14 protein-coding genes are annotated in these 15722 nt (G+C 37.3%); 9 read left to right on the top strand and 5 right to left on the bottom strand.

Going from position 1 to position 15722, the window contains the following annotated elements:
- Window positions 1–2 precede the first annotated feature (2 nt).
- The 3 genes from SD10_RS20780 (at window position 3) to SD10_RS20770 (ending at window position 5664) form a co-directional block, all read left to right on the top strand.
- On the top strand, window positions 3–3074 hold the full coding sequence (locus SD10_RS20780) for a caspase family protein (protein WP_046576435.1): 3072 nt from the start codon (window positions 3–5) through the stop codon (window positions 3072–3074).
- A 280-nt stretch (window positions 3075–3354) separates the two neighbouring features.
- Complete coding sequence (locus SD10_RS20775) at window positions 3355–4707, top strand: CHASE2 domain-containing protein (RefSeq protein ID WP_082111648.1); 1353 nt, start codon at window positions 3355–3357, stop codon at window positions 4705–4707.
- 3 nt (window positions 4708–4710) lie between these two features.
- Window positions 4711–5664: a hypothetical protein gene (locus tag SD10_RS20770; protein ID WP_046576432.1), complete on the top strand. Its 954-nt coding sequence runs from the start codon at window positions 4711–4713 to the stop codon at window positions 5662–5664.
- A gap of 482 nt (window positions 5665–6146) precedes the next feature.
- Here the strand turns inward: SD10_RS20770 and SD10_RS28845 are convergent, their stop codons facing one another.
- The 5 genes from SD10_RS28845 to SD10_RS29700 form a co-directional block, all read right to left on the bottom strand.
- Complete coding sequence (locus SD10_RS28845) at window positions 6147–6386, bottom strand: integrase core domain-containing protein (RefSeq protein WP_227699033.1); 240 nt, start codon at window positions 6384–6386, stop codon at window positions 6147–6149.
- Window positions 6386–6649 carry a DDE-type integrase/transposase/recombinase gene (locus SD10_RS30525; protein ID WP_082111647.1) on the bottom strand — a complete coding sequence of 88 codons (264 nt, stop codon included), beginning with the start codon at window positions 6647–6649 and terminating at the stop codon, window positions 6386–6388. Before SD10_RS30525 ends, SD10_RS28845 begins: the two co-directional genes overlap by 1 nt.
- 324 nt (window positions 6650–6973) lie before the next feature.
- Window positions 6974–8992 carry a caspase family protein gene (locus SD10_RS20760; protein WP_082111646.1) on the bottom strand — a complete coding sequence of 673 codons (2019 nt, stop codon included), beginning with the start codon at window positions 8990–8992 and terminating at the stop codon, window positions 6974–6976.
- Between the two features lie 186 nt (window positions 8993–9178).
- Window positions 9179–9772, bottom strand: a complete 594-nt coding sequence (locus tag SD10_RS20755; RefSeq protein WP_148562480.1) for a hypothetical protein — start codon at window positions 9770–9772, stop codon at window positions 9179–9181.
- Between the two features lie 218 nt (window positions 9773–9990).
- Complete coding sequence (locus SD10_RS29700; protein WP_158500581.1) at window positions 9991–10167, bottom strand: hypothetical protein; 177 nt, start codon at window positions 10165–10167, stop codon at window positions 9991–9993.
- A 638-nt stretch (window positions 10168–10805) separates the two neighbouring features.
- Here SD10_RS29700 and SD10_RS20750 point away from each other — a divergent pair.
- The 6 genes from SD10_RS20750 (at window position 10806) to SD10_RS20735 (ending at window position 15467) form a co-directional block, all read left to right on the top strand.
- Window positions 10806–11165 (top strand): helix-turn-helix transcriptional regulator, encoded by a 360-nt coding sequence (locus tag SD10_RS20750; protein WP_052731238.1) that lies wholly within the window; start codon window positions 10806–10808, stop codon window positions 11163–11165.
- Between the two features lie 354 nt (window positions 11166–11519).
- The gene (locus tag SD10_RS20745; protein ID WP_046576427.1) at window positions 11520–13022 is read left to right on the top strand and encodes a hypothetical protein; all 1503 of its coding nucleotides are present in this window, start codon (window positions 11520–11522) and stop codon (window positions 13020–13022) included.
- 136 nt (window positions 13023–13158) lie between these two features.
- Complete coding sequence (locus SD10_RS20740; RefSeq protein ID WP_052731237.1) at window positions 13159–13674, top strand: DUF6932 family protein; 516 nt, start codon at window positions 13159–13161, stop codon at window positions 13672–13674.
- Between the two features lie 83 nt (window positions 13675–13757).
- Window positions 13758–13862: a transposase gene (locus tag SD10_RS30520; protein WP_148562479.1), complete on the top strand. Its 105-nt coding sequence runs from the start codon at window positions 13758–13760 to the stop codon at window positions 13860–13862.
- Window positions 13863–14580: 718 nt separating this feature from the next.
- Complete coding sequence (locus SD10_RS30515) at window positions 14581–14688, top strand: integrase core domain-containing protein (protein WP_394330476.1); 108 nt, start codon at window positions 14581–14583, stop codon at window positions 14686–14688.
- Between the two features lie 347 nt (window positions 14689–15035).
- Window positions 15036–15467, top strand: coding sequence for a hypothetical protein (locus SD10_RS20735; protein ID WP_046576425.1), 432 nt, complete (start codon window positions 15036–15038; stop codon window positions 15465–15467).
- The last annotated feature ends 255 nt before the right edge of the window (window positions 15468–15722 follow it).

Here is a 15722-nt window from a genome sequence, read left to right as displayed (position 1 = left end):
CTATGATCAAATCGAAATATATATTTCTAATAACGCTACTTTCGCTATACTCATTTCATTGTACTTTCGGACAGACAAATAATATTTCCATTAAGCCATTCACAAACGATGATATAGAGCAAATTACCTATTCTCCAGATGGTAATATTATAGCAACATCTCAAGATGGCGTACTTCGAATTTGGGATTATAAATCTGGACAAATTATACGCCAGATGAATGATAATAAATTCGAGGCTGTTACATTAGCTCCTATTCGTCGTGTTTTCTTTGTCTCTCCGACTGTGATTGGACTTCTTGGGTTTAGAGAATTAAGATTATTTGATGTTGGAAATGGTAAATTATTAAGAACTGATACTACTGGGACACCACGAGGAATATCAATTTCATCTAATAAAAAGTTTGTTATAAAGTCAGTTTCAGGCCAGACTGAAATAACTTCATTAATAACTGGTAAAACTGTTGCTACACTTCCTTATACTTTTGAGGAAGGCTATGAAGTTTCGAATGATGGCTCTTTCCTTTATAGACCAAATGGCAATAAAATTGAAAAATTATTATTACCTATTGGTAAACTTATAAATACGTATAGTAGCCCAAGTGCAGGAATAATTAAAAATATCAGACTAAGTACAGATGAAAAAATAATATTGGGTTTTACCGATGAAATTGCCAGGATTTGGGAGAATCAGTCAGGAAATTATATAAAAGGACTCCGTATAGATTCCTATGAAAATGTTGAGTTAACTCAAGACGCAACTATACTTGCAACTTTAAATAAGCGTACAGTTGAATTGCGTGGTTTAGAAAGCACATTTAAGCCTCACCTTTTTCAGATTGAAGGAGAGGGTAATTTCAATACAATTGCTTTTTCGCCGATAAGTAAACGATTGCTTTTTGCTGAAGGTAATCAAATGTATGAACGCGATATACTGACTGGCAATATTACTAACCAGTACGGAGGTAAGTCAGATCAATATGTGAGTGCATGTTTTTCTCCTGATGGATCCATTCTATTACTTGGTACGAGTGATGGATACATAAAATGGATAGACATACGTACTGGTACTTATCAGGGCGTATATCGAAAACTTGATAAGCCAGCATTGTTTCTACAATTTAACAAAGACGGAAAAGAATTAGAAATTGGTGATGGATCTTCTGTTGATATAGTTCATGTTAAGACTGGCGATTTGCTTCGAACTTATTCAGAAGAAAAATATAGACAATTGGGCTTGCGTGTTAGTAAAACAGGGATGCAGCTTCATTTATTAACTGATAAATGCGTATTTATTAATAAATTAAAAATATTAACATTACTTACAAAACGAGGTGACAATCTGGATTTTCTAGCACTTGATAGCCGAACAGGGTTGTTTGATGGAACTTCTGATGGAATAACTCAGCTTGGCCTGTGGAGTCTGAAAGAGCAAACGTTATCACCAGAGCAATTAAAAAATCGTTTTTACAAACCACGTATGTTACAATCTTGGTTTACTGATGGAGCGATTTTGCAATCAGCACCAACATTAACATCAATTGAAGCCCATCCAATCGTTACACTAAGCCCTTTGACGAACAAAGTAAAAATTAATGTAATAAATCGGGGTGGAGGAATCGGACGTATTGAAGTTTACTTAAATCAGAAATTAATTATTGAAGATGCTCGTACAACAATTACGAATGATATTCAATCCCTGGCCGGCCGGCCGTCAATTGAAATAGCCCTTGACTTAAAAAAATATCTTCGATTTTACTCAGGGGAAGAAAATTTAGTTGAAGTAGCAGCTTATAACCAGTCAGGTTCTTTAATCAGCCCACGAATTCCAATTGCACTATTAGGTACTGCCCGAGGTGCTGGAGAAACACCTTTAGGGAAAGTGATTAGTTCAAAATCAAATGCGCAACCTGAGTTGTGGGCTTTAATTGTGGGCGTTTCAGAATATTCGGAGTCAACTCTTTTCTTACCATTTGCGGCAAAAGATGCGGATAATATTTATCAGGGTTTAGAGGTGGGAAGCAAGCAATTCTTTAACAATCGCGTGCATCTATTTAAACTTACATCCACAAATCAGGATCCCGCATTAAAGCCAACAGCCTCCAACATTCGCCGGGTGCTAAAAGATATCCAACCAAATCGGAATGATGTTTTGTTGATCTATTTAGCTGGGCATGGTGTATCAAGTACAGTAGATGAGACTTATCATTTTTTAACAGCTGAAGCAACTTCCTTAAATAGTGTTAATATGGGGCAGTCTATTTTGGATAGTGAACTTCGTACGTTATTACAAACATCTCAATGCAACAAACAAATACTTATTTTAGATGCTTGTTATTCAGGGCGAGTTATAGATAAGATTCAGGCTCGCTCAGTATTAGGTAATGCTGATAAAGCGCTGGATTTGATGAAAGATAGAGCCGCCACTTATATTTTAGCCAGTTCTTCCAGTTCGCAACAAAGCTGGGAAAGCTATGATTTTCAACAAGGATTGTTAACTCATTTTCTTTTGGAAGCTATGCGTGGAGGGGCCTTAGATCCGCAGGATGGTAAGCTGGAGGTCACCAATTGGTTGCAATATTCTCGGAGAGGAGTTGAAGAATATACGCGTAGAGAAAAAGCAGATGGTCGTACGAAAATTACTCTTCAAATTCCTCAATTTGCTTCTTTGACTAAATTAAATGATTTCTGGATAGCGAAGTATCCCGACCAGCTTCATCGAGAGCAAGTACCAATTAGCCAGCCGTTGCCTGTCGTCAGCCTTGCACAGATACGTGATGAACAATTAAGTGACCGATTTGATCTGCAAAAACAGCTTAATGAAGTACTAATGACAAATAGTTTAGGCCGTCCTTTCTATGGAATTGAAATAAATGATTATCCAGAAAGCTATAGATTATCAGGATCTTATACGTATAAAAATGATTCAAAAAGTATTAATTTACTTATGAAGGTTTTTAAAGGGAAAGAGGAAAAGATATCGTTTGTCGTCAGTGGTGATACTGATTCTGTGATTCGACAAACAATTAGCCGTTTTTCTGATTATTGTAAAAAATTATCTATTCCGAAAAAATAATAATTAATTTCGCTTTAATAAGTAATAAGAAAGGCAGAATAAGATTTAGGAATTATTATAATTACTTGATTTTCCTCTTATAAACAGATATACAAAATCTGAAATTCAATGATGAATAACGGCTTACAACTGAAAAGAAATTTAGATTGAAATTTGATTTACCTTTTCTGAATTGATTCAAGTACATTGATTCTAATAATCTGCTGATACACTTCAGATATCATGCTCCGTTATTTGATGAAATTATTATTTGTAAGTTTATTATTGAATTAACTTGCTTATGCCGCGCTTAAAAAGACTTCTAAAAAGGCATTTTAGAAAATCAAAAGTAAATAAATTTCGAAGCTTTAACATCCGATGCAAAAGTTATTTGAGTCTAAGGAGACAGCAACTCTACTTAATTTATTTATCAATAAAACAAAGTTTTGTTGATAAAGTAACAAAAATTAATATCTGGTATGTAAAATGTAAATGGCCTTTTAGATTAGCTTTGAAAGCTTTTGTACTAATTCTGGGAGGGCTACTACTTAATGAAAGTATATTTTCAAAAGTTAATGTAAGCTTTCTCAGTCCAACGCAAGGCTTTTTCGATGTTCAGCTGAGTGATTATTGGGTATCTTTCGCCCATAAGTCAAACAATAAATCATATAAAAGTCCCTTTACTCTTGTCGATATTACTGGTTTAGAACGTACAGAATTAGCAAATTTGCTTAATTTAATTGCGGGTTACGATCCTAGCGTAGTAGGTCTTGATGTGTTTCTTGAGCGAACAGGAAATAAGGCAGAAAACATATTACTTAAGCAAGCGCTATTGTGCCAAAAACAACTAGTTCTAGCAATAAGACTTACTAAAACTGGAAAGCCTATTCCGCTTTCGCCTACTTTTCAGGATATTAATACAAAGGGTGTTACAAACTTTATAGCACTTGATTCCACAAGTGTCATCCGGTTTATCCCTACCGGAATCTTAAAACAGAATCAGTACTCTTTTGCGGCTGTAATAGCTGCTAAATATAATCCGTCTACGCTCATTAAATACAATAAAAGGTTGAACGATAGAGAGCGTATTTATTATGCTGCTAATCTCGATTATATTAACGTAACTGCAAAACAGCTTCTGGCCATTACTGACACATTATCTTTAAAATATTGGTTGAAGAATCGAATTGTCCTATTAGGTAATATCGGATTAGAAGCCGACTCGCGTTTATTACAGGACATTCATTTTACACCAAAGAATACCACTTATGTGGGTAGGTCATTTCCAGATACGTATGGGACAATTATACACCTTTATGCCGCTGATGCACTAATCAGAGGTGAGTATTTCAACGAGTCGCCTTACTGGTTAAATTTAGTACTTGTATTTACCGGAATCGTTGTAAGCCTTTTAGTAGATAGACATATATCAAGCCGTTTTACAGATAAACCAATTGTTGCCGAATTGTTGTTAGGTCTGGTAACTTTTTTTGGATTATCTATGCTAGCAATTGGTTATCTGATTTGTTATACTTGGTTTAAATTCGTATTTGATGATGATTTTTTCATTAAGTTAATAGCTTTGTCATTTTTAGTTGATAAAGTTATTACTAAGCTAATTACATTATTATATAACTATATTAATAAAAATTAAGGTATGAAATTGCTACTTACAATACTAAGTATATCTATTTTTAACTTTGCCTTTGGCCAAAGTAGAAATACTGTGGGGCTTATTTGCCGATTAGGAAAGGCTCAATATTATCGGCATAATGTTGGATGGAAAAATTTTACAGCCATCGAGCTTGCTGCTAATAGTAAAATTCGAATGCAGCCCGGTACAGAAATTGAAGTTTATGAGCTTGTACCCTCCAAAACAGATCCATCAAAAAATCAGCCTGAACGATGGTATGTACGCAAGTGGCAAAGCTTGCGTGATACAGCAATAGCAACACAGGGCCTACTGAACGGATTTAACAATCTAACTTCGCCCAATGAATCAATCACTGGTCTATTGAAACAAATATTTTCTGAATTATTCAGCAGAGACCCACCTGATATGCAAATGGGAAGCCAAGGAGGTACCTCTCGAGGTCTAAATTGCCCGAATGTAACTTTGGTGTCCGATGATAGTGAAAGTAATTTCGTGTCTGATACCCTGCATCTTTCCTGGCTGTCTCCCAAAGAACCTGTTAAAACGTATTTTGTTACCTTTTATAGTGATAATCGCATTTCGTCTACTATCTGGAAACAGACCGAGATTTCTGATACCATTGCGCATATTAAGATTCCATTATCAGATTTTAAACCAGGCGAAGTATATTATTGGGCTGTAAGTACAAAATTAGGCTTGGTCTGCAAACGTTACTCTTTCCGTTTATTAACCTCTGATGAAAAGAAGGAACTGGATGCAACGTGGAATAGCTTCATAAAGAAGTATTCATATCCTGAGCCATTACAACAAATAATAAAGGCTGAGTATTATGCAGCGAATGGATTATTTTATGAAGCTAATTCTATTTATAAAAGGTTCGATAATAAACCAAATCTTCTACAACCTGAAGTACTAATTATGCGCCGACGCTTTTTTGATCATATGGGAATGAAATAATACATAAAATATCAAAGTCTCTACTATTATTCCAAAGGAATTGGGGATTTGTATTTGCATACTGCTAAATGTATCATTATATAGTTTTTATTACCTTTTACCACATATCTTCTAATTTGACCCCTTTGTACACATATTGTAATAATCCTATTGTCATGAAACCATTCTGTTTACTACTAAAAGGAAATGAATCTCCTGACAACTAGGACATGAAAAATTAGTAGTAACTGATAAACTTTGAATTTGTCCAAATCCTCCAATGTTAACTTTAACAGTTGACCCTTTTAAAGGACGAAATCCCCTTACTCTTGTGGTATCAGTAGTTGAGCCCTCTTTAGGACGAAGCTCCACACCTCTTCCTTGACTCCATGATCTAAATGGATTGTTGCTGCTCGCGTCAAGAAAAACTAACTTGATCTTAACCTCACTGTGTGTCGTCAACCAAAAGTGGACAGATGCGAGTGAAAAAAGAAGAGACGCTTTTACATACTTTGTAGTTTCTGAGAAAATATGACTTTTCCGCCGTTGGGCCATCGATTGCTTCTTGATTTTTTCCGTTCGGCTACGATTTGCTCTTGGTGGCCCCAATACGCATCGGCGGGACGTACATTCTCGAGTGACTCATGATAGCGCTGGTGATTATAATAATCCACCCATTCGGTTAAGCGCTTCCTCAACTCATCGGGATTATAGTAGTGCTCCAGTAATAGTACATTTTTCATCAACCTGTGATACCGCTCAATTTCGCCCTGGGCCATGGGGTGAAACGGCGCCTGCGAATATGCTCAATGATTTTCCTTTTTAGATATTGGTTTAGATACCCAGACACATAGGCCGACCCATTGTCGGACAGCATGCGGGGCCGTTGACCGCTTTTCAGACTACTCGCTTTCAGGGTCGATTGCACGGTTCTCTCTACATCTGTTGCTTGCATACCTGGGCACAACTCCCAGGCTAGGATGTAACGTGAATAGTCATCCAGCACGGTCGAGAGATAACACCAGTCCTAGTGCTTGATCTTAAAATGGGTAAAATCAGTCTGCTAGAGCTGGTTGGGAGCCGTAGTGGGATTATAGAACTGATCGACTGCTTCCATCAATCGGTAGGCTGGGGTCGTAATTAAACCTCGGCTTTTCAGGATACGATAAACCATAGACTCCAATACAAACCATTCCTCATTATTAACCTATATTAATGGAAATAATGAGGTTAATAAAGCCTATTATCAACTATGTGGCCACCTATTGATTGATAGGCAATTAAACAAATCATATCAACAAGCTCGAATTAAGCGTACATACCCTACTTTTTAAAATATTAGTTGTTCATCAATTGAGCCATATTGAAAGGGACTTTGCTTGTTATGTGTTTGTTCCCTTACTGTATGTATTGTATTACGCCAAAAATCGTCTAATGAAATATTACGCCGTAGATTTTGTTTAATGCCGTATGTAAAACTTCCGTTTCGGCCAGATCCATTACCAGCAACTTCTTTCGCTCCAGTTGCATAATATACCCCCACATTTTCATGGAGGTTCTTAGGGGAACCTAATGCTGTTACACGCGCTAAAATAGATGGATCATTCGTACGCCCTACCTCCCAATTTCGAAAAGGATTGTCTCGGCAGGCATCCAGAAAGACCAGATTAATAGCTGCCTTAGCTTTATGAAGAGATTCGAGCAGCTCATCTAAACTCACCCCTTCATTACGTGCATCTTTTTGCTCAATAAGCCTAGCATCCACAGGAACTAGATAATTTACTCCATCTACTTCAATACCATGACCTGCATAAAATACGGTTATAACGTCAGCTCTTAGAGCCTGAGTTTCTTTCACAAAGCTATTCACCACATTAATCATAGCTTGCTTATCTAAATCTTTGCGCGCCGTTACTTTAAAACCTAAATCTTTGAATAATTTTTCCATGTCATCGGCATCGTTAAGTGGGTTATTTGACAACGGAGCAGAATGGCGATAAGTTGAGTTCCCCATTACTAAAGCATGGCGATTCAAAAAATTAGGGATCAATTTTACGGTAGAACTCGAGGTATTAGGGTTTAATACTCGCGTAACACGGTCAAGCCAATCGCGGGCAGGTTGATGATCCGCTTTTAAAGCAATTGCCTGATTAAAGTTAAGCTGTGCTTCCTTATATTTCTCCAACTTGAATAGGGCTTCGCCCCGGTTGGTATAAGCTAAATAAGAAGCTTCATTGGGAAGCGCAATACTGCGATCAAAGTCTTTTATAGCTTCAACGTAACTCGGGTGAACAAGTTGCATTAATAAATATCCGCGAGTATTGTAAGTTGCCGCATCTTCACCAAGTTGAAGAATTGCCGAACAATCTTCTATAGCGTTTCCAATTTTACCTAGTGCATAATGACTTAATGATCGCCCGAACAATGCATCTATATTCGTTTTATCAAGGCTTAGTATTTTGCTAAAACAAATAATAGCCTCTTTGTGGTAGTTGAGCGCAGCATTTGCCTGGCCTTTAGTAAACCAAGCATTTATATCGTTTGGATCCTGGGCAATGACACGATCTAAAACATTTAGAGCATCCTGATTATTACCTGCTTTTTGCAAACACCAGCCTTTACGAAATAAGGCGTTAGGTGTAGTTGGATTAAGTTTGAGTGCAGCATCAAGATCATCTATTCCATTTTGATATTCACCTGATAATGCAAATGCCCATCCCCTATTATTGTAAACGTAATGTGGAGTACGGCTTTTGTTGGCCAAGCTTTGGCCGAAATCATCAATTGCCTGTTGATAGTTCTCGCCTTGCAGATATGCATAACCACGGTTATTATATCCTTCTGGATCTTTTGGCCTGAAATCGATATATCTGCTGAAATCCTTAGCAGCCTCGTCAAACTTGCCTAATTCAACTAATGCTCGTCCCCGCAAATCGTAAGCCTCAATTAAAGTATTGTCGGCCTTGAGCGCATCATTAAGATATTTTATCTGGCTTGTTAGATCCTGTTCAGATTGAGCTTTTTCAAAACATTCACGCGCTTGGGTATTAGAAATCACTCTATCATTTTGTTCTGGGTCGTAAACGCTTACTTCCGAGCGACGTGTATTCACATTATTTCCGGAAGTCTGTGATTGACCGGTTTGTCCTTGCTGCTGCCTTGCTTCTTTTTTCCGTTTTCCAATCGGCAGCATGCCCCCCAATTCCTTTAAATCTTTAATTACAGTAGAAGCTCCTTGGGTATAATTCTTGGCATCTTGAAGTGCTCTTTCTATCGGATTCTGAGCATTGACCAGATGTAAAAAACATGTAATAGTTAATAGCCCTAACAAGCAATAGTAATTTTTCATGATTACAGATCAGCAATGGTGTAAGAAAGTATTTCTATTGTTTAATACCACCAATTCCACCTTCTTATGTAGTATTTGGCAGTTACCTACAAAATACTACATAGGGAGATGGAACTAGCCGTGGTGATCAAGCCTTGAAAATCTGTCAGTTATATAAATTTATCTAACATTGATTACAAAAAAAATTTATTTCCAACTAATGGCTACATTTCTAAACTCGACAGGAGTACTACCTCTATCAGCCCGCCAGAGATTTATTTTTAATACTTGAAAGGTTTTCACTGAACTGGGTACCCGGCCAAGATTACAGTAAGCTTTTGTCATAGCTTCAGTAAATAAAGGATCAACTTTATACTCAGGCATTGGCGTATTATAATAGTTATAAGCATCACCTTCAGTATCTACGGCCTGGGCACCTCCAATATGAGTGTCCGTGTTTGCCTTGTGATTAGTGAGTAAGAAATGAAGGGTAACAGTTTGATCGCTTGCACTCCCTTCAACTCTTTTCAATATGACTTTTGTATCTGCTACTTCGCTAACGTATTCCGCAGGCATATTAGCGGCTGTAGGCAAACTAACTGGCGCTTGCGTTGAAGCTGTAGAATTTCCTCTTGGTACTGAGCTAGAGCGTGGACTTATCTGGCTTATAGCTTTATTGCTAATAAGTAACAGGATCGGTAAAAGCACAAAATACTTGGTTAGTTGCATATGGCTGATAGTTAAAGTGATACCTTTTAAAGATAAGAAATTAATAAATAAATTGCGTATGTCATCAACCAAAAGTGGGCTGATTGAGATGGAAGCTTTTTAAACATGCCGTTTTCGGCTGATTTATCGCAGGAGAATGACCGAGAATGCGATAAATACAAACTCATCCAATTTTTACTAAAAATTTAAACTGCACTAAGAGGGCTTTGAAGCTATCAATCCAAGCATTGGCCTTCTCAATGACTAAACGATCTTGATAAAGTTTGCCATTAAAAATTTGTGTACCACTTTCATAGCGCTCGGGTTCCTAATTGGCTGAGTTGGCGGATTTCCTTGCCAATGGCAATGATTTCCTCTTTTTCACAAGCGGCCACGACATCAGTCGAGTCAAAGCCTGAATCGGCGTTTAGAAACAGCCCTTTCAGATTAATTCCAGCCTCTTTTGAATAAGGTGCATATTTTATCAAACAGTATCCGCATATAGAATAAGTCTTAGTGCTGGCCTAATCACAATTGATCCAGGTGCTGGACCGCAAAGCGGGTTGACGCCCCGGTTCGCTTCCCTTCTTGCATCCCAGTTATTCCTTGTTGCTGGTATTTTTTAGGTTCGAATCACCCAAGGTTGGGTTAACCCGAAGGCCTGAGCAATGGCGGCTTGCTGCCAACCGGCCTGGCTAAGCTCCACACAGCGTCGACGGAACGCTTAGTAATCGGATTGTCTGTAGATTGCCATAGAAAGCAAAAGCCACTCAAATAACAGATTTACTCACGCATCAACAAAGTATCAGAGCATAAGTATACATAATAATTAGAAACGTTTACAAAAGCTGAGTAGTTGAAGGCACAGATTTCTTATAAAACCTCATTTCCTGTAAATAGGCTCGCAAGGCAAATTTTTATTTGGTTATTTATATATACGTTTAGCGATACTCAATTTAAATTGTATTAAAATATATATAATTGAAAATATTATTTTAATTTTTTTTTAGGACAGTATAAAAAAGCCCTAAAAGTGGGGCTTTTCCCACATAAGAAGAACTTTGCTTAGTTTTTTTGTTTATCATATTTTGTTAATATTATTTTGTGTCTACAAAATTAGATAAAAATGGCACAATTATTCTCGAATGAAATGGAATCAGAAGAACTACTTAGTTCTATTCGCGAAGTAATTCAACAGGAACTCTCCAAATTTCATTTAGAACTACAGCAAAAACCTATTAATAGTATAGGCGGTATCGAATTAGCACAACAAATAACTGGACTTGCTCGATCGACAATTTATAATCTCGTAAGTCAGCGGAAAATCCCCTTTTCTAAGCCCCAAAATTCAGGACGTCTTTATTTTGTTGAATCAGATCTCCGAGCTTGGATTCAAGAAGGCCGTTGGCAAACAAAAAATGAGATTGCTCAAGAGGTAGAAATATTTTTAGGGCGTTCGGCGAAAGCCGCCAATCGCCGGAATTAAATCGATTAAAAGCCTAAAAATTTCTAGCCGGGTAACTGAAAGTCTTTATCAAGACTTTAATTATTCAAATGTTATCGAATATAAGTAGATTATATATAGCCTGTTTGATCTTTGCTCACTTTACTTAACGAACTATTTGATCTTCTGATTTAAATTCAGCCTAAGAAGATCTTAAAATTACAAGTGCAAATTGTATCATTTTAGGTTTTCATAAATAATTTAACGGTTTTTTTTCTATGAAGAATTCTTCAATTCAATTTTATAAAAATCAAATAAATCCTTAGTGCGAGTTGTTATAGAATTCATACCCATACAAATGGGCTTACTCACAATCAATATTCATGCAAATCTAAAATGAAAGCATTATTACCGGAAGGATTCGATTTAACCAAGCACATTGCTCAATATCTTCCGCATATGTATGGCATCACAAAGTTCAAACCGGATTACGCGCTGTATATCTTAACCCAAATCACACTTGTTCCTGCGAGGAATAAATCTATCGCTGACGAAATGAAGGATGGGCTTACTCCTCTTTCATCTAGATTATTGCAGAAAGTAGTACGAGATTATAATAAATATCTTTCATACTTCGTCAAAACCGGCGTTATCTATACTAATAAGATGTTTAAGCCTAGTTCAGTTGAAAGTAAGGGATATAGCCGCGGTTATCGATTTACTGATACGTATAAAACAACAGACGTTATTGTGGTTGATTATACAAAGGAATTTGTGAGGCACTTGCGGAAGAAGAGAAAAGAAGATTTTGCCCAACTAAAAGAGGATTATGGTCATCTAACGAAATGGCTGTGGCCCGATTGCCGCCTGCGAATTGATGGGCAAGCTGCAATGGATTTCCTAAATGTTCGTCGTCAAGCGCAACAGGGTAATCCCGCCTTAGTCGAAAAGAAAATTCACCCAGTATTTGGTCACGAAATTCCGAAAGATCCAGAAGTGCAATACAAACATGCGAAGGCAAACGTTGATTGTTTGCTGTCGGGAGATTTAGGCTGTACGGTAGATAGTAAAGTAGGGAGAATGCACACGGTTCTCACCAATATAAAAAGCGACTTACGAAATTTAATAACTTTCGATGGAAAACTACTTGTAAACATAGACATAAAGAATAGCCAACCCTATCTATCGACTCTACTATTTAATCCTTCTTTTTGGGATTTACAGCTAGCAAAAAATAAAATCAAGATAAATACAATAAATAAAGAAATATATGAAGAAATAAAACAAATAACAAATACTACCCTTATTTTAGTAAAATTAAAGCAAGTTCTTGATAATCAAGACTTTGTGTTATATTGTGAATTAGTGGGTGCGAAGAAAAGCCGTAATGGGCCAGATCTCTATACATTTATGGGAGACCGAAGCGCTAAAGTGATGAGAGTGAATTTTTTAGACCGGGCCGAGGTAAAAAAGGGAATGTTCGAAGTGCTTTTTTCGAAGAATTCGAACTACGGAAGAACGAAGGTCAAACGCCTTTTTAAAGAGTTATTCCCATCGATCAACCCCCTGTTCGAACTTTTGAAAGAAGGTGATCATTCCCGCTTGTCGCGCCTGCTTCAAAGCATAGAATCATATATCGTTCTGAAAGTAATTACCAAATCTATTCATCGGATGAACAAAAATATTCCATTGTTCACAATCCACGATAGTATTACGACGACTGCTGAGCATGCAGAGACAGTAAGAGTCATTATGGAGAAGGAACTTACGCGGCTGGTTGGATTGCCGCCAAAGTTGAAAGTAGAGACATGGCATCCTGATTCATTGAGTTGGGTAAAATATCAGAACCGCAGTTCTGCCGGTGAGAGTCATTTTATCGATGAACAATTGGCCGCATGACACATCATTCTGGCTAACTTAGGTTTGTGTTGAAAGGTGTCTCGGAACAAGTCAGTAGCTAATAGTCGCAGTCGTAAAAGTATCACACTTAAAGAATGGCTAACTGTAGCGTACCTATAGAGCCATCACAACTTGTATGTTGAAATTCGATATTAGAGGTAATCTTATAGAAGGCATCCACTGGTTGACTTGGCAGGAGCTAGGCAGCAACTTTGGTTTTACCTGGGGTAGGCAGAGGTTTCTAAAAAAAATGGAGATGGGTTTAAAATCGTTAAGGCAAGCGGGCTGTCAAGCAGTATATATTGGGGGCAGTTTTGTAACGCGGAAATCGATACCAGATGATTTCGATATATGTTACGACGATTCTGCGGTGGATGTTGACCTACTCGCTGCAATCGACCCAACAATATTATCATTAGATAATTCGAGAGCAGCCCAAAAGGCGAAGTATGACGGTGAATTCTTGCCATTGTCAAGAGAATATGGACCAGGTGTATCGTATCTTGATTTGTTCCAAGGTGACGAAGATACAGGTGACCCAAAAGGTATTGTTGGTTTAAAACTGACAACAATTGAGTTTAACTATGATTACCTTGACCTGTTGGACTTCAGATTTGGCTCACTCCCAGTAAATTGGCCCAGGATAAAGTAGATAGTTTGGGCGATTTTTGAAATTTTAAAAATCAAAAAATCGCTTGAGAAGACTAAATTCATCGAAGTGCAGTGGGGTGGCCCATGCTATCGTTTTTTGCGCCTGGCCAAGCTAATACTGGTACGGTTGTCGCTGAAGTTTGCCGCAAGATGGGCATCAGTGAGGCCACCTTCTACAACTGGGAATAGAGATATGGAGGAACAGGCGTTCTCAAACTTCGACGGCTTCGTCAGTTGAAGGAAGAGAATCTACAATTAAAGCAGTTAGTGACCGATCTAAGTCTACAAACAGACGCTTCAAGATGTCATCAAAAGAAAGCTTTAAGACTGATCCAAAAGCGTGGATTGGCCCGAAGCCTCATGGGTGACTATCGGATCTCGCAGCGCCGAGCCTGCAAAGTACATCTGCATCGACGCTCGATTTGGATTTATAAAGCGCACTAACGAGATGATTCCGTGCCGAGAAAACGTATCCGGGAGATAGCTAAAACACGTGTTCTTGATGGCTGTCAACGTATTTTAACTTTACTCTAGCGTGAGAGTTGGCGCGACGATCATACTCATGTGCATCGCCTATTTTGCCTTGAAAGGCTTAACTTACTTGACAAGTGGCCATGAGGGAACCGCACAGCTGTTCAACGATTAGACCAACCTGAGCTTTCTATTATTCATCAGTGTTGGAACAGTCCGCCGTAGCGTTATATACTTAGTGTCGGACCAATTGTTTGATGGTCGAAAAATACGGGCTTTAACTATACTGGATGATTGTAGCCGACTGTGCGTGGCCAACCATGTCAGCCAGTTGTAGATAAGCGATGATGTATTAGAATTAATAGTGATACATTTGGCTGTAACCGAGCGAATTCAAGTAAACAATGGCAGTAAGTTCATCCTGAAGGCACTGGACATGTGGGCGTATGATAACGGGGTATCACTGGATTTTTCTCGGCCTGGTAAACCAACTGATAACCAATTTTTAGAATCACTTAATCGCATTTTTCGAGATGAGTCTTAAACGCTCACTTATTCTTGTCTTTGGAATATATGAAGGAAAAAATTGAGCGTTGATGAGAAGAAAACAACACCTTTCGGCCTCAAAGGTCACTTAGCGGACGGACTCTGAACGGATTGGGAAAGGATATCCAAAAGAGATTAAATGACTGTCCGATCCCCAATCGCTGAGCGGTTCAATATTTGTGGGGAACTCAACTGCATCTTTACGCCCGTTTTATATTCTGATTTTTCATAATTATTACTGGTTATAATTAACTTGACGGAAATCTCCTAAATAAAAATTGGGTAAGCAATTATATTTATATTTACTATTTAGAATGAATTTTATTTGAAAAATGATATTAAAATATGGAGCGAGCCATTTGTAAATCTATCGAAATTTTAGAAAGTTTAAGAGTTTCATATTTAGATGAATATCCTTTTATAGGATTGAAACCTAATATTCGTAAAGTTACCTATAATGACTCAACACATTATGGCTTAACGAAATGTATTACAGATTTTATCAATATGTCAGATGGAATAGCCGTGAGTATAAATTCCACTAAAAATTATAGGCTATTTATAGATTACTTAGATCGAAAAAGCCGAATAGAGCTTGGTGATATACTAGCTATATATAAAGGCAAAATGATGATTATCGAAGTTAAGAAAAGTAATAATTACGCAAAACACATTCGAGCTGAAATTCAATTTGAAATAAAAGTACAAAAAGGCTTGTATTTTAATGCGAAAACCTTTCAAGCCTTTTATGAATGGTTTTGCGAAAAATTTAAGTAACTCCAAAACGCAACTAAAAAAAAATAAGTTAACTAGAATTTTACAAAAGATATTATCTAAAGTATCATTGATAGCCAAATTTAAAATCTTCGCTCACTATCTTTTTCGTTGCTTTGATAACTTAGCATCCTGCCAAAGTCGTCTAAATTTGAACTACATATTTAAACGCCAAAATTTAAGCTGTGATAGCTTTTTTGTTTTATGCATATTAACGTCGAATTTTAAAAAATTAGTAATGTAGTACATTTGTTAATA

Origin of the sequence: Spirosoma radiotolerans (assembly GCF_000974425.1) — a bacterium.
Lineage (GTDB): Bacteria > Bacteroidota > Bacteroidia > Cytophagales > Spirosomataceae > Spirosoma > Spirosoma radiotolerans.
This window is presented reverse-complemented; position numbering and strand designations above follow the sequence as displayed.